A 15,659-nucleotide genomic window follows, 5' to 3' on the forward strand; every position below is an offset into this window, starting at 1 on the left:
AAGTATTTTCACATTTGAGGTGGTTATGAAAAAAATTGCATGTCTTTCAGCATTAGCCTGTGTACTGGCAGTATCTGCAGGTTCAGCAATGGCACAGAGCACCGTAACTGGTGGCTATGCTCAGAGCGACTATCAGGGCGTGGCTAACAAAGCTAACGGCTTCAACCTGAAATACCGCTACGAAGACGGTTCTAACCCACTGGGTTGGATCGGTTCATTCACCTACACTGAAAAAGATCGTACCGAAGCTGGCATCTATAATAAAGGCCAGTACTACGGTGTGACCGGTGGTCCAGCTTTCCGTCTGAACGACTGGGCTAGCATCTACGGTGTTGTGGGTATCGGCTATGGTAAATTCCAGCAGAACGATACTGCATCACGCGCTAAAACTGATTCAAGCGACGTAGGCTTCTCTTACGGTGCAGGTCTGCAGTTTAACCCAATTCAGGACGTCGCGCTGGACGTTGGTTACGAGCAGAGCCGTATCCGTAACGTTGACGTTGGCACCTGGATTGCTGGCGTAGGTTACAGCTTCTAAGTTTAGCTTAGCTGACCTGCAAAAAAACGGCCCCTTGTGGGCCGTTTTTTATTGCGCTGATTTTACCATCCCGCCTTACACCGCGAATCGCTCTCTGATGACTCCTGCTATCCACTGCCGATAACCAGCCATCGTCGTTAATGCCGTAAGGCATAAAGATTTCGTGGACAAATAAGAAAAAGGGATGCGGAAAGAGGGAAGTAAGCCTCTCAGCCGCTGGCTGAAAGGCGCTGAATCAGAATTAGCCGCGCCAGATCAGATGCTGGCAGCGACGATCGGCAGGCTTATGGCCCAGGAGCTTCTCAATCAACATCAGACGCAGTGTGAACGGGGAACGCGTCAGCAGGCACAGCCAGGATTTCATCTCCGTGGTTGTTTTCTTTTCAGCCTGGAAGCATTTGCTGCAATCTAAGCAACATTTCAGGGTGCTCATAGAATCACCTCCCAATCATTGTCGACGCGGTAGTCAGCAGCCTGCGGTGAGAAATGTCATCACACCGGCGCAACAGAGGATCAACCAGGATCCCACTTTTTTGCTGCTTACATTATCAACAAATATAGCACTGGCTATATTGTTTAGCCAAGCCTAATGACGAAAAATTTGAGCTTCTTTGCGGCTGGTTTACAATGAGCGCAGCTAAATCCGTATAGCAGTGTCAGTACGGGAAATAATAATGAGGAAGCTGAATGAGTCGTCGTGCTAAAAGCGTGGTTTCTGCGCCAAAAGGACCACTGAAAGATATTGAAGAGCATGTCGAAGGTTTTCGGCAGGTGCGTGAAGCGCATCGTCGGGAATTAATTGATGACTACGTTGAGTTAATCTCTGATTTGATTGGTGAATTTGGCGAAGCGCGTCAGGTCGATATGGCGGCCCGTCTGGGCGTTTCGCAACCTACCGTGGCGAAAATGCTGAAGCGGCTTGGCAGTGCCGGGCTGGTTGAGCAGGTGCCTTATCGCGGTGTTTTCCTTACCGGTGAAGGTGAGAAGCTGGCAGAGGAGAGCCGCGCCCGTCATCATATCGTTGAAAGTTTTCTGCTGGCGTTAGGCATCAGTCCCGAAACGGCCCGACGCGATTCAGAAGGTATTGAGCATCACGTCAGTGATGAAACGCTGGCTGTATTTAAGAAGTTCTCCGAAACCCGTTAACGCTAAGGCGTACCCTCACTATGCCTCAACTGCTTCGATCTTTTTTGCATGACTCTATTTTGCATTTATTAATCGTGATTGGCGTAGTTCTGGCATTTCTGGCGGATTTCCGCTGGGCCGATCTGCCCGGTGCCGTAGACTGGCATACCATTATCACGCTCACCGGGTTGTTAATCCTGACCAAAGGGCTGGAAACCAGCGGCTACTTTGACGTGCTGGGAGGACGGCTGATTGCGCGTTTCCGGCATGAACGCGCGCTTGCACTCTTTATGGTGCTGGCAGCGGCGCTGCTCTCTACGTTTCTGACCAACGATGTGGCGCTGTTCATTCTGGTTCCGCTGACGCTGACGCTGCGTAAGTTCTCCCGTTTACCTATCTCGCGACTGATTATTTTTGAGGCGCTGGCGGTTAATGCCGGATCGCTGCTGACACCGGTTGGCAATCCGCAAAACATTCTGTTGTGGAGTCACGGCAAGCTGAGCGTGGTGGCGTTTATCGTGCAGATGCTGCCGCTGGCCGCCTGGCTGCTGCTGAGTCTGGTGGCGTTAACCTGGTTCAGTTTTTCAAAGCGGTCGATTGATAAGCATGACAACCCGGAACAGCCGCAGTGGCAGAAGCCGCTGTTTATCGTCAGCGTCGTGTTGTACCTGCTGTTTATCGCCGGTCTTGAGCTGGAGATCACCGGCTGGATACTGCTGCTGATCCTCGCTATTTTCCTGGTGATGGCACGCCCGGTGCTGCTGCGCATTGACTGGAGCCTGCTGGCGGTGTTCATCGCCATGTTTATTGACGTCTTCCTGCTGACACGTCTGCCGGTGATGCAGGCGCACTTCGATGCGGTGACGCATTTCGGCCAGGGACCGCTCTATCTGCTGGCAATTGGTCTGTCTCAGGTGATCAGCAACGTCCCGGCGACAATTCTGCTGCTGCAAAAAGTTCCGCCCACGGATGTGCTGGCCTGGGCCGTCAACATTGGCGGGTTCGGTCTGCTGCCGGGATCGCTTGCTAACCTGATTGCACTGCGCATGGCGAAAGACAAAGCTGTCTGGTGGCAATTCCATCTCTTTTCCCTTCCTCTGCTGGCCTGGTCAATGGCCAGCGGCTGGCTGCTGTTGCAGTTACTCCATTAGCCCGGACGCATCCTGCTACGCCCATCAAGTGGCAGGATGTGCGCCATTCCTCAAGTTTCGTAAAGTTGCACTGGATTTTGTCAATTTCCGAGATAAGGTTAACAGGACCTTTATGCCCGGAATCAGGGCCTTAGCCAGTGATGGGAACTATGAGCGAGAATAATCAACGCGATCAACACCAGCAGGACGCAGAAAACGCGACGGATAAAAGCCGTCAGCCAGAGGAAAATCAGGACAACGACCAGCAGCCTGAGCGCAAACGCCCCGGTAAAAAGCCGCTGATTATTCTGGCGGTGGTGGTGGTGATTATGCTGATTGTCGGCTTCTGGTTCTGGTTCTCTACCCGCAACATTGAAACCACCGATGACGCCTTTACCGAAGGCGATGCCGTTACCATTGCGCCTAAAGCGTCCGGCTATGTCGTGAAGCTGCTGGTAAAAGATAACCAGCGGGTGAAGAAGGGCGATCTGCTGGTGGAAATCGATCCCAGCGACAATCGTGCTCAGCGCGAACAGGCTAATGCGCAGCTCGGTTTAGCGGTCGCACAGCTGCATCAGGCGCAGGCACAGCTGGCGCTGTCAAAAGTACAGTATCCGGCACAGCGCGATCAGGCGCTGGCGGACCAGGCTAAGGCTGAAGCGAACCTGCTGAATGCGCAGGCGGATTATCGTCGCCAGCGTGGCGTTGATCCGCGTGCAACCAGTCAGCGTAATATCGACAGCGCGTCCGCGCAGTTACGTTCGGCGCAGGCGCAGTTACAAAGTGCGAAAGCACAGGTTGAAGTGGCGTCACAGGTTGCCCTGCAGATTCGTCAGCAGGAGACCAATGTTGAAGCGCGTCAGCAACAGGTTGAGCAGGCGAAAGCACAGTTAAGCACGGCCGATCTGAATCTCTCCTATACCCAGGTTCGTGCGCCTTATGACGGGTTTATCACCAAGCGTAACGTTCAGCTGGGCACCCTGGTGCAGGCCGGTTCCTCATTGTTCTCGCTGGTCTCACCTGAGATCTGGGTCACGGCGAATTTCAAAGAGTCTCAGCTGCAACGTATGAATCCGGGCGACAAAGTGGAAATCAGCGTCGATGCCTGGCCGGATATGAAGCTGGAAGGGCATGTCGACAGTATTCAGATGGGCTCTGGTTCGCGCTTCTCAACCTTCCCGTCAGAGAACGCCACCGGCAACTATGTGAAAATCGTTCAGCGCGTGCCGGTGAAAATCGTGATCGATAAGGGACTTGATCCAAACCATCCGCTGCCGCTGGGTCTCTCGGTTGAACCGAAGGTAACGGTGGAATGAGTACGGCGCAGAGCTGGAAACCCGCCAGTAATCCATGGTTAGTGGCGATCACGGTCACGCTGGCAGTGTTTATGGAGATCCTCGACACCACCATTGTTAACGTGGCGCTGCCGCATATCGCCGGTTCGCTCTCCTCCAGTTACGATGAGTCAACCTGGGTGCTGACCTCCTATCTGGTGGCGAACGGCATTGTGCTGCCTATCTCTGCGTTCTTCAGCCGGCTGTTTGGCCGTAAACAGTTTTTCCTGATCTGCATCGTGATGTTTACCATCTGCTCTTTCCTGTGCGGCATCGCTACCGAACTGTGGCAAATCATTCTGTTCCGCGTGCTGCAGGGCTTTTTTGGTGGGGGATTGCAGCCGGTTCAGCAGTCTGTGCTGCTGGACTACTTCAAGGCAGAAGATCGCGGCAAGGCATTTGGACTCTCTTCTATTGCCATTATTGTCGCGCCGGTGATTGGCCCGACATTAGGTGGCTGGATTACCGACAACTACAGCTGGCGCTGGGTCTTCTTTATCAACATTCCGGTCGGCGTGCTTACCGTGCTGGCGATCTATCAGCTGCTGGAAGATCCACCATGGGAGCGTAAGTGGGCCAAAGGTAAGCTAAAGATCGACTATATCGGCATCAGCCTGATTACCTTAGGACTGGGTTGTCTGCAGGTGATGCTGGATCGCGGAGAGGATGAGGACTGGTTTGCCTCGCACTTTATCGTGCTGTTCGCCATTCTGGCGCTGATTGGCATCGTCGGGGCCATCTACTGGCTGATGTATGCCCGTAAGCCAGTGGTCGATATTCTGGTGATGAAAGACCGCAACTTCTGGGTCGCCGGGCTGTTGATGGCGGGGATGGCGATGATTCTCTATGGCAGTTCCGTAGTGTTACCACAGCTGGCGCAGCAGGATCTGGGGTACACCGCCACCTGGTCAGGTCTGGTGTTGTCGCCTGGCGCGGTACTAATCGTGCTGACGATTCCGCTGGTGCTGAAACTGATGCCGATCGTTCAGACGCGCTACATCATCGCCTTTGGCTTCAGCTGTCTGGCCGTGGCGTTTCTCTACTCCTCGACTTTAACACCCAATGTCGATTTTAAAACGCTGGTGTTGATGCGCAGCGCGCAGTCGATCGGGCTGGGTTTCCTGTTTGTCCCGCTGACGACTATCGCCTTTGTCACCATTCCGCAGCGGCTTAATGCTGACGCCTCGGCGCTCTTTACCATGTTCCGTAACGTGGCCGGATCGATTGGGATTTCACTCTCGACCGCGGCCATTACCGAGCGCGAACAGGTACGGTCAGCGCACATGGTGCATAACATGACGCCGCTGAATGAGCCGTTCAACATTACGCTTCAGCACTGGGCACAGGCGATACGTGACTTTACCTCGGCGGTGGGCGATCCCGTCACGCTGGCAACCGGTCAGCTCTATCAGGAGATGATTGCGCAGTCGCGTATCCTCGCTTACATCGATGTCTTCTCAGGCCTGAGTATTGTCGCCCTGATTTTGATTCCATTTTGTTGGCTGCTGTCGCCGATTAAGAGCGAAGGCAGTGCAGGAGCACACTAACATGAAGGTTTATTTCTCTCATCGCCTGAAACCCCTGAGTTTACTGCTGGCCTTCGGACTGGCGGGCTGTGCCGTCGGACCTGACTATCAGGCGCCGAAACCTGCCGTGCCGGGTGGTTACAACACCCTGGATTCGCAGGAGGCGTCAAAGCCACAAAATGCCGCGATTAATTCACGCTGGTGGCGCAGCTTCAATGATCCGCAGCTCGACAGTCTGATTGAGCGGGCAATTGCGGGCAACCTGAGCCTGCAGCAGACGGTGCTGCGCATTGCCGGTGCACGTGAACAGCTGACGCAGGCGCAGGGCAGTCTGTTCCCCACCCTGGGCGGTTCAGCCAAAGTGACGCGTCAGCAGCTCGGGCTGGAAGGCTTGCTGAAATCCAATGGCGCAACCGATCAGCTCGACAGCAACGTGGCAAGCCAGCTCAATGGATTGACCCAGCCGGTTAACCTCTATCAGGGCAGCTTCGATGCCAGCTGGGAGCTGGATCTGTGGGGCAAAGTGCGCCGTCAGGTTGAGGCCGCCAATGCCCAGCAGCAGGCCGCGATAGAGCAGCGCAACGATGCGCTGGTTTCACTGGAAGCCGAAGTGGCGCGAGCCTGGCTGCAGCTGCGTGGCGCGCAGAGCACCATTCAGACGCTGCAGCAGCAGATTGAGGTGGCGCAGCAGACTACAGAGCTGACGCAGAGCCAGCAGCGGAATGGTCTGGCTCCGCTGACCGATGTGGAAAATGCCCGAGCCCAGCTCAGTACGCTGCAGGCCCAACTGCCGCAGTATCAGTCTCAGGCGCGACAGGCGATGAATGGGCTGGCGGTGCTGCTTGGTAAAACGCCGGGTGCGCTGGATGCTGAACTCAGTACGCCAAAAGCGTTACCGACGCTACCGCAGTTTGTCCCGGTGGGTATTCCCTCCACGCTGGCACGTCGTCGTCCTGATATTCGTCAGGCTGAAGCGACGCTTCATGCTCAAACCGCAGAGATTGGCGTGTCAGTGGCGCAGCTTTTCCCGAGCCTGTCACTGACGGGTCAGCTGGGCGTGCGCAATACCGACGTCAGCTATCTGGATAACTGGAGCAGCCATTTCTACAGTTATGGTCCGTCGCTGTCGATTCCGATCTTCCAGGGTGGACAGCTGGTGTCGAGCGTCAAACTCGCCCGGGCGCAGCAGGCCAGCGCCGCGCTGGATTATCGTCAGACGGTGCTGACGGCGTTGCAGGATGTGGAGAATGCGCTGGTCAGCTATCGCGCCGATCAGCAGCGTGTTACCGCGCTGGATGAGACGACCGGTGCCCTTCAGCGCGCCTTTGATCTCGCCAGCGACAGTTACCGGCAGGGGCTTTCAACCTTCCTCGAGGTGCTGGATGCACAGCGTCAGCTGGCACAGGCGCAGGAGCAGGCGACACAGGCGCGGATGCAGAGTGCGCTCGATTTAGTCGCCCTCTATAAAGCGCTGGGCGGCGGCTGGGAAACCTATCAGAACGTTGAGATGCCGCAATATCCGGTATTTGGCCCCGCAACCCAGGCAAATTAGCCCTCTGGCGGTCGCTGCCTCTGTGCAGTAACCGCCCTTAATCGTTCTTCCTGTCAGCATTGCATCAGATGCTGACAGCCTCTCACGGCTATTGATAATTATCTAACCTGTTGAATAACCAGGTATCTCACCGCCTCTGTTCCCGACACTGGCAGCAGAAAATAAACGCGTGATAAGCACAGGGTTATTATCAGCAGCCGCGAAGCGACGTTATTTTTATGTTGCTGGTCTATTCTGAGTCAGCTTTTTGAACTCCATCACCTTTCTGAATTTATTCTCCGGACGGGTTTTTTAAGTTGCCTCATGACCAGGCTCGTAAGCCGGGTGCAACTATTCCTCCGCCTGCTTCAGCCAGAACTGTTATTGCGTAGCTGAGGGAACTGCGAATAATCTGACTCTGCTGCAAATCGCAGCGGCAAAAAAAAGTTAACAGATGGCAACGGGCAATATTAAAAATTCATCAGGGCGGTAATTATTTTGGGCTCTTTAACGGCCCGGAGGGGGATTTTTAAACATAATCTGTAAGCTGGTGTGACTGAGATCGCGTTCAGAGCACGTTTTTAATCTGCTATTGCCAGGTGCGCAACCGTAAATAATGATGCTATGAAAACCCACTTTAGTGGATAAGATAAACTGCCAGCTTTCGCTATAAAGCCTCTGAAATCGTTTTCAACAATGCAACCTGAGCACGATTTGTTGTTAATTCAGCGTTAATAAAACGTCAGGCACTGCCGATTTTAATAGTGCTGTTTTGTCTGAATTAATACTTAAGAATTATCTGGGGCGTAAAAATAATTTATTTTTTTATTTGAATTAGGTAATCTTGGCGCTACAGTTTTATTAACCCCCCTTAAACAAGGACATTGTGATGAGTGACGCATTTAAAGTACTGAACAATATTCGCACATTACGTGCCCAGGCTCGTGAACTGCCACTGACCGATCTTGAAGAGATCCTGGAAAAATTAACCGTTGTTGTTACTGAGCGCCGCGAAGAAGCAGAAGCGGAAGAGACGCAGAATCGCGAAAAAGAAGAAAAGCTGTCTAAATATCGCGAAATGCTGCTGGCTGACGGCATCGATCCTAATGAATTATTAGGTGCGCTGGAAAGCGGAAAAAAACGTACCAAGCGTGCGCCGCGTCCGGCTAAATATTCTTACACCGACGAAAACGGTGAGCAGAAATCATGGACAGGTCAGGGCCGCACCCCGGCAGCGATTAAAAAAGCGCTGGATTCCGGTAAAAGCCTGGACAGTTTCCTGATCGATTGATCAACACAATCCTTGTAAGTGGGAGCCGGGGGGCCATTATGGTCCTCCGGCTTTTTTATTTCTGTCGGGATATCAATCACCCCGCCAGGAATCCACGCCTGACGCTGGCGTGCGCTGCGTCACATCTGGCATAATAGCCGCCGTTTTTTCATCCATTCTCTTCACAAAGGTCAATGCCGTGTTAGTTAGCAGCAATATCACCATGCAGTTTGGCAGCAAGCCACTGTTCGAAAATATCTCCGTTAAATTTGGCGGCGGTAATCGTTACGGTTTAATCGGTGCGAACGGCAGCGGAAAATCCACCTTCATGAAGATTTTGGGTGGCGATCTGGTGCCTTCAGGCGGCAACGTCTCTTACGATCCCAACGAGCGCATTGGTAAGTTGCGTCAGGATCAGTTCGCCTTTGAACAATTCAGCGTGCTGGACACCGTTATCATGGGTCACCATGAATTATGGGAAGTAAAGCAGGAGCGCGACCGCATTTATTCTTTGCCAGAAATGAGCGAAGAAGAGGGGTATAAAGTCGGCGATCTTGAAGCGCTTTACGGTGAGATGGATGGCTATAGCGCCGAGTCGCGTGCCGGTGAATTATTACTCGGTGTCGGCATTCCGGTTGAGCAGCATTATGGCCCGATGAGTGAAATCGCCCCTGGCTTTAAATTACGTGTACTACTGGCGCAGGCGCTGTTTTCTAATCCGGATATTTTGTTACTCGACGAACCGACGAACAACCTGGACATTGATACGATTCGCTGGCTGGAACAGGTTCTGAACGAGCGTGACAGCACCATGATTATCATTTCGCATGACCGTCACTTCCTGAATATGGTTTGCACCCACATGGCCGATTTGGATTATGGCGAGCTGCGGGTTTATTCCGGTAATTATGACGAATATATGACCGCGGCAACGCAGGCACGTGAACGTCTGTTATCTGATAATGCCAAGAAGAAAGCGCAGATTGCTGACTTACAATCATTTGTCAGTCGTTTTAGTGCCAACGCCTCTAAATCACGTCAGGCGACTTCACGTGCTAAGCAGATGGATAAAATTAAACTGGATGAAGTGAAAGCTTCCAGTCGTCAGAACCCGTTTATCCGCTTTGAGCAGGACAAGAAACTGTTCCGTAATGCGCTGGAAGTGGAAGGTTTAACGAAAGGATTTGATAACGGTCCGCTGTTTAAGAATTTAAATCTGCTGCTGGAAGTGGGTGAGAAGCTGGCGGTAATTGGTGCCAATGGTATTGGTAAATCGACGCTGTTGAAATCGCTGGTGGGTCAGCTTACGCCTGATAATGGCACGGTTAAATGGTCAGAGAATGCGCGTATTGGTTATTACGCTCAGGATCACGCCGATGATTTTGCCAATGACCTGACGGTATTTGACTGGATGAGTCAGTGGAAACAGCCGGGCGATGATGAGCAGACCATTCGCGGTATTCTCGGTCGTCTGCTGTTTTCGCAGGATGATATTAAGAAGCCAGCCAAAGTCCTTTCCGGTGGTGAGAAGGGACGTATGCTGTTCGGTAAGCTGATGATGGAAAAACCGAACATCCTGATTATGGATGAGCCGACCAACCACCTTGATATGGAGTCGATTGAATCGCTCAATATGGCGCTGGAGATGTATGAAGGCACACTGGTGTTTGTTTCGCACGACCGCGAATTTGTCAGCTCGCTGGCAACCCGTGTGATTGAGTTGAAAGCAGACAAGGTGGTGGACTTCACCGGTAATTACGAAGATTACCTGCGTAGTCAGGGTATCGTCTGATAAAAACGGGGTGGCGCAGGCCACCCCGTTTTTTTTGGTGCTGATGATTGGTTTTGTTATTTTTGATGCCGGTGGTTCGGCTGGTTCAGTCGTTCAGCATAGGCTCAGGGATTATCTGGCAGCAACGCATGTGCTCAAGGCGCAGGGAACATGGTCAGAGGAGGAAAGCGTCCCGCGCCATGGACGGCGCGGGACGAGCGCCTGGGAGGGTTTAAGCGACTTTCCGATCTGACCATGTTCCCTAAGCAGGTAAAACTGCAAAGCTGTGAGGGCTCAAGGAGCATACGTCTTGAGTTTTGAGCTGTCTGTAAAAGGATGTCCGCAGAGGGTTAAGCCCCTCCACCACACACTTCACAGTGCGCATCCTGCGCCACCTTCATGCTGCGAAACTCCGCGCTCATCGCATCGTACATCAGCAACCGGCTGGTGGCGGGGGTGCCAAATGCCGTCAGCACTTTAATCGCTTCCATCGCCTGCATCGCACCCATCACGCCAACCAGCGGAGCCATGACACCCGCTTCCACGCAACTCAGGGTCTGTTCGCCAAACAGGCGGCTGATGCAGCGATAACAGGGCGTGCCGGGCTGCCAGTTAAATACGCTGATCTGACCTTCCATCCGAATCGCAGCGCCGGAGACCAGTGGTATCCGCTGCTGTCGACAGAGCCTGTTAAGCTGCTCACGCACCGCGACATTATCGGTGCAGTCCAGCACCACCTGCTGTTGGGCGATCAGCGCCAGCAGCGCCGCATCGTCAAGCTGTCCGTTGACCGGATGCAACTGGCAGTGCGGATTGATGGCGGCCAGGCTGTGTGCGGCTGAGTCCACTTTGGCGCGGCCAATATCCGCGTCATGGTGCAGGATCTGCCGCTGCAGGTTAGAGTGCGACACGGTATCGAAGTCGAGCAGCGTCAGGCTGCCGACGCCGGCAGAAGCCAGGTAGGGCGCAGCCGCGCAGCCCAGCCCGCCCAGCCCGACGACCAGCGCGCGACTGGCTTTCAGCCGCTCCTGACCGTCAAAATCAAAGCCGCGCAGGACGATCTGCCGGTTGTAGCGCAGCATCTCCTCATCACTTAATTCAGGCAGCATTTACGCCTCCAGCAGGGCGTTGAACGGTTCCACCTCGACCCATTCGCCCGGTTCCACGTTGCCGCGTTCCCGTTCCAGCACAATAAAGCAGTTCGCCTGGGCAAAAGAGCTGAAGACGTGTGAGCCCTGCATCCCGGTGGTCTCTACCTCCAGTTCACCCTGGGCGTTCTGTCGCAGGATGCCGCGCTGGAAATCGAGCCGGCCTGGTGACTTTTTCAGCCGCGAGGCGCAGCGCACTTTCTGACGTGGCGGCAATGCTGATTTTTGCTGGCCGGTGAGGGTGGCAAGCAGCGGCTGCACCAGTTGATAGAAAGTGACGGCGGCGGAGACCGGATTGCCCGGCAGGCCGCAGAACCAGCTGCTGTTAAGGCGGCCAAAGGCAAATGGCTTGCCAGGCTTGATCGCCAGCTTCCAGAAGCTGATGGCACCAAGCTCTTCCAGCATCGTTTTGGTGAAGTCCGCTTCGCCCACCGAGACGCCGCCGGTAGTAATCACGACATCCGCCTGCCGATCGGCCTCGGTGAAAGCAGCACGCAGTGCGGACGGATCATCTTTGATGATGCCAAGGTCGATGACTTCGCAACCCAGCTTATGCAGCATCAGCGAGACCGCAAAGCGGTTGGTGTCATAAATCTGGCCGTCTGCCAGCGGCTCACCAACTGGCTGGAGTTCATCACCGGTTGAGAAGATAGCGACCCGCAGTTTTCGCAGTACGCTGACCTGAGCGATACCCAGCGAGGCGAGCAGCGGCAGCTCGGCGGCACCCAGACGCGTACCCGCTTCCAGCACCACATGGCCCGGCTGAATATCATCACCGGTCAGGCGGATATTCTGTCCCTGACGCACCGGCGCGGTAATCACAATCTCCTCGCCCTGCGTTTCGGTCTGCTCCTGCATCACTACCGCTTCACAGCCAGTGGGCACCGGCGCACCGGTCATGATGCGAATCACGCTGCCCTGCGGCCATTCACCGCTGAACGGCGCGCCGGCAAAGGCTTTACCCGCCACCGGCAGCGGCTGTCCGTTGCTGACATCGGCCAGCCTGACGGCGTAGCCATCCATCGCGGAGTTATCAAAGGGCGGCACGGCAATCGGTGAGGTGACTGCGGTTGCGGTGATGCGCCCGACCGCCTCGGCCAGCGGCACACTCAGCGAGTCGGTGACGGGCGTCAGCTGTGACAGCATTTTTTGTTGTGCCTCCTCAAGGGAGATCAAACCTGCAGTAAAACTTTCCATGAACAGTCCAGCCTGGTTATTTCAGATGCTGCCTATTATGGTGGGATTTGGTCGCTGAGTCACATCGGCGTCGGCCTGACCTGCCGGTCATTGCGACCAAAGTGAAATATGACGGTAAGAAAAGGTTATAACCACAGGAACAGTTTCCGCTTTACAACACTTAGCAGGCTTTCTATAGTCAAAAATCACCAAAAATGGGTGAAAACCATTTTAAATCAGTGTTTTTCGTCCTGATGCAATCACAGGGTAGAGCGTTATGGTCAATGCAGTGATCGCCATTCACGGCGGCGCAGGTGCGATTTCGCGCGCAGCAATGAGCGCTGAAAAGGAACAACGCTACCGTCAGGCGCTCCACGATATTGTCACACAGGGTCAGCAGATACTGGCGCAGGGCGGCAGTGCACTCGATGCAGTGACCGAGGCGGTGCGACTGCTGGAAGAGTGTCCGCTGTTTAACGCGGGCAAAGGCGCGGTCTTCACCCATCAGGGCACCCATGAACTCGATGCCTGCATCATGGATGGCCGTTCGCTGGAAGTGGGCGCGGTCGCAGGCGTAACGCGATTACGTAATCCGGTCCTGGCGGCACGTGCCGTGCTGGAAAAAAGCGAGCATGTGCTGTTTATCGGGGAAGGCGCAGAGCAGTTTGCCGTGGCGCAGGGGCTGGAAACGGTCGAGCCTGATTTCTTCTCTACGCCGGAACGCTGGGAACAGTTACAGCGCGCGCTCAACAGCGATACCGCGGTGCTGGACCATGATGGTGCTGCACTCAGTGACGACCCGCTCGACCCGGACCGTAAGTTCGGCACGGTCGGGGCGGTCGCGCTGGATCTGGCGGGCAACCTCGCTGCGGCCACGTCAACCGGCGGGATGACCAATAAGCAGGCCGGACGCGTCGGCGACTCGCCGCTGCCGGGCGCGGGCTGCTATGCCAGCAACGACAGCGTGGCGGTCTCCTGTACCGGCACCGGTGAAGTCTTTATGCGGACGCTGGCGGCCTACGATGTGGCCGCGCAGATGCGCTACGCCGGACGCTCGTTGCAGCAGGCAAGTGTTAACGTTATTCATGACAGCGTGCTGGAACTGGGCGGCAGTGGCGGCTTAATCGCCGTCGATCGCGCAGGCAACGTGGCGCTGCCGTTCAACAGCGAAGGTATGTACCGGGGCGTTGCGCGGGTCGGCGAGGCGGCTGACGTCGCTATCTATCGCGAAAGTTAAGGATGCAGAAATGAGCGACAGGCAAACGCTACCGCCGCTGGCCCCTGATCAGGTGCTGGCGGTGCGCGATCTCAGTGTGCGTTTTCAGCACGAAGCCACCGTCACAGACGCGGTGCGTCATTTGTCACTCGATCTGTTTCGCGGCGAAACGCTGGCGCTGGTAGGCGAGTCAGGTTCAGGAAAATCGGTCACCTCGCTGGCGCTGATGCGGCTGATTGAGCAGGCTGGCGGCAGGGTCAGCGGCGAGGTGCTGTTGCGGCGTCGCAACGGCGAGGTGCTGGATCTGATGCGCGCCTCAAAAAGTCAGATGCGTCGGGTGCGCGGCGCGGATATGGCGATGATCTTTCAGGAGCCGATGACCTCACTGAATCCGGTCTTCTCCGTGGGCGAGCAGATCGCCGAATCCATTCGTCTGCATCAGGGGATGAGCCACGCAGCGGCACTGGCAGAGGCGCGCCGGATGCTGGATATGGTGCGGATTCCCGATGCGCACAATGTCCTGTCTCGTTTTCCGCATCAGCTCTCAGGCGGAATGCGTCAGCGCGTGATGATTGCGATGGCGCTCTGCTGCAAACCGGCGCTGTTGATTGCCGATGAGCCGACCACCGCACTCGACGTCACTATTCAGGCGCAGATTCTGCAACTCATCCGCGTGCTGCAAAAAGAGATGCAGATGGGGGTGATTTTTATCACGCACGATATGGGCGTGGTCGCTGAAATGGCCGATCGCGTTCAGGTCATGTATCGCGGCGATGTGGTGGAGAATGCGCCGGTCGCCGAACTGTTCAGCGCACCGCAGCAGCCCTACACCCAGGCGCTGCTGGCCGCGGTGCCCAGACTCGGCTCGATGCAGGGCCAGCCGCTGCCGGCCAAATTTCCGCTGCTGCATAGCGACGCGGTTGATGACGTGCCGCAGGATACGGTTCGCCGCCTGCAGCCCCCCATTCTGCAGGTGCGCGATCTGGTCACCCGCTTCGATATTCGCGGCGGCCTGCTGAATCGCGTCAAAAGCCGGGTCCATGCTGTCGAAAAAGTGAGTTTTGATCTCTATGCCGGAGAGACCCTGGCGCTGGTGGGGGAGTCGGGCTGTGGTAAATCGACCACCGGACGCTCGCTGCTGAAGCTGGTTGCCAGCCAGGGCGGCACGCTGACCTTTGACGGACAGCGCATCGACCATCTCTCAGGTGCTGCGCTCGCCCATCTGCGACGCGACATTCAGTTTATCTTCCAGGATCCCTACGCCTCGCTGGATCCCCGGCTGACGGTCGGCTTCTCGATTATGGAGCCGCTGCTGGTTCACAAGGCGATGCCGCGGCGCGAGGCGGAGCAGCGCGTTGCCTGGCTGCTGGATAAAGTCGGTCTGCTGCCGGAGCATGCTCAGCGCTATCCACATGAATTTTCCGGCGGGCAGCGCCAGCGCATCTGTATTGCCCGCGCGCTGGCGCTGAATCCGAAGGTGGTCATCGCCGATGAGTCTGTCTCCGCGCTGGATGTGTCGATTCAGGCGCAGATTATTAATCTTATGCTCGACCTGCAGCGCGAGTTTGGCATCGCCTTTCTGTTTATTTCTCACGATATGGCAGTGGTGGAGCGTATCAGCCACCGCGTGGCGGTAATGTATCTCGGTCAGATTGTTGAGATAGGGCCGCGTCAGGCAGTGTTTGAACAGCCTCAACACCCCTATACCCGAAAACTCATGGCCGCGGTGCCGGTAGCCGATCCGGCACACCGGCGTCGTGAACGCGCCTTACTGGTCGATGAGATCCCCAGTCCGATTCATGCGTTAGGGGATGAACCTGAAGTGGCACCGCTGATAGAGGTGGCTCCGGGCCATTTCGTCGCCCGCCACGTTATCAGCGCGACCTGAACAGTG

At 55.5% G+C, this 15,659-nt stretch carries 14 protein-coding genes; 11 read left to right on the plus strand and 3 right to left on the minus strand.

Going from position 1 to position 15,659, the window contains the following annotated elements; all coding sequences use genetic code 11:
• Positions 1 to 25: 25 nt before the first annotated feature.
• On the plus strand, positions 26 to 538 hold the full coding sequence (gene ompX / locus N1689_RS02165; protein WP_013357252.1) for an outer membrane protein OmpX: 513 nt from the start codon (positions 26 to 28) through the stop codon (positions 536 to 538).
• A 241-nt stretch (positions 539 to 779) separates the two neighbouring features.
• Here the strand turns inward: ompX and N1689_RS02170 are convergent, their stop codons facing one another.
• Positions 780 to 971 (minus strand): hypothetical protein, encoded by a 192-nt coding sequence (locus N1689_RS02170; protein ID WP_161736764.1) that lies wholly within the window; start codon positions 969 to 971, stop codon positions 780 to 782.
• 254 nt (positions 972 to 1,225) lie between these two features.
• Between N1689_RS02170 and mntR the strand changes: the two genes are divergently transcribed.
• From mntR to N1689_RS02210, 8 genes are all read left to right on the plus strand, one after another.
• Positions 1,226 to 1,684 carry a manganese-binding transcriptional regulator MntR gene (gene mntR / locus N1689_RS02175; RefSeq protein WP_010254350.1) on the plus strand — a complete coding sequence of 153 codons (459 nt, stop codon included), beginning with the start codon at positions 1,226 to 1,228 and terminating at the stop codon, positions 1,682 to 1,684.
• Between the two features lie 20 nt (positions 1,685 to 1,704).
• Entirely contained in the window at positions 1,705 to 2,814 is a 1,110-nt protein-coding gene (locus N1689_RS02180) for an SLC13 family permease (RefSeq protein ID WP_161736765.1), read from the plus strand.
• 149 nt (positions 2,815 to 2,963) lie between these two features.
• Positions 2,964 to 4,109 (plus strand): HlyD family secretion protein, encoded by a 1,146-nt coding sequence (locus tag N1689_RS02185; RefSeq protein WP_260057738.1) that lies wholly within the window; start codon positions 2,964 to 2,966, stop codon positions 4,107 to 4,109.
• A complete protein-coding gene (locus tag N1689_RS02190) occupies positions 4,106 to 5,674 on the plus strand; it encodes a DHA2 family efflux MFS transporter permease subunit (RefSeq protein ID WP_161736767.1) in 1,569 nt (522 codons plus the stop codon). Before N1689_RS02185 ends, N1689_RS02190 begins: the two co-directional genes overlap by 4 nt.
• Position 5,675: 1 nt before the next feature.
• A complete protein-coding gene (locus N1689_RS02195) occupies positions 5,676 to 7,205 on the plus strand; it encodes an efflux transporter outer membrane subunit (RefSeq protein ID WP_222924292.1) in 1,530 nt (509 codons plus the stop codon).
• Between the two features lie 868 nt (positions 7,206 to 8,073).
• Positions 8,074 to 8,475: an H-NS family nucleoid-associated regulatory protein gene (locus tag N1689_RS02200; RefSeq protein ID WP_003850507.1), complete on the plus strand. Its 402-nt coding sequence runs from the start codon at positions 8,074 to 8,076 to the stop codon at positions 8,473 to 8,475.
• A gap of 178 nt (positions 8,476 to 8,653) precedes the next feature.
• Positions 8,654 to 10,246 carry an ABC-F family ATPase gene (locus tag N1689_RS02205; protein ID WP_033782451.1) on the plus strand — a complete coding sequence of 531 codons (1,593 nt, stop codon included), beginning with the start codon at positions 8,654 to 8,656 and terminating at the stop codon, positions 10,244 to 10,246.
• Positions 10,247 to 10,256: 10 nt separating this feature from the next.
• Positions 10,257 to 10,478, plus strand: a complete 222-nt coding sequence (locus tag N1689_RS02210; protein WP_260057739.1) for a hypothetical protein — start codon at positions 10,257 to 10,259, stop codon at positions 10,476 to 10,478.
• Positions 10,479 to 10,575: 97 nt separating this feature from the next.
• On the opposite strand, the gene moeB is transcribed toward N1689_RS02210, so the two are convergent.
• Entirely contained in the window at positions 10,576 to 11,334 is a 759-nt protein-coding gene (moeB, locus tag N1689_RS02215; RefSeq protein ID WP_222924290.1) for a molybdopterin-synthase adenylyltransferase MoeB, read from the minus strand.
• Positions 11,335 to 12,570, minus strand: coding sequence for a molybdopterin molybdotransferase MoeA (gene moeA / locus N1689_RS02220; RefSeq protein WP_260057740.1), 1,236 nt, complete (start codon positions 12,568 to 12,570; stop codon positions 11,335 to 11,337).
• A 256-nt stretch (positions 12,571 to 12,826) separates the two neighbouring features.
• Here moeA and N1689_RS02225 point away from each other — a divergent pair, with 256 nt between their 5' ends.
• Both N1689_RS02225 and N1689_RS02230 read left to right on the plus strand, forming a co-directional pair.
• Complete coding sequence (locus N1689_RS02225; protein ID WP_222924289.1) at positions 12,827 to 13,786, plus strand: isoaspartyl peptidase/L-asparaginase family protein; 960 nt, start codon at positions 12,827 to 12,829, stop codon at positions 13,784 to 13,786.
• Positions 13,787 to 13,796: 10 nt separating this feature from the next.
• On the plus strand, positions 13,797 to 15,653 hold the full coding sequence (locus tag N1689_RS02230) for a dipeptide ABC transporter ATP-binding protein (protein WP_260057741.1): 1,857 nt from the start codon (positions 13,797 to 13,799) through the stop codon (positions 15,651 to 15,653).
• Positions 15,654 to 15,659 lie beyond the last annotated feature (6 nt).

It is taken from the genome of Pantoea sp. XY16 (assembly GCF_025153065.1).
GTDB classification, from domain to species: domain Bacteria; phylum Pseudomonadota; class Gammaproteobacteria; order Enterobacterales; family Enterobacteriaceae; genus Pantoea; species Pantoea alfalfae.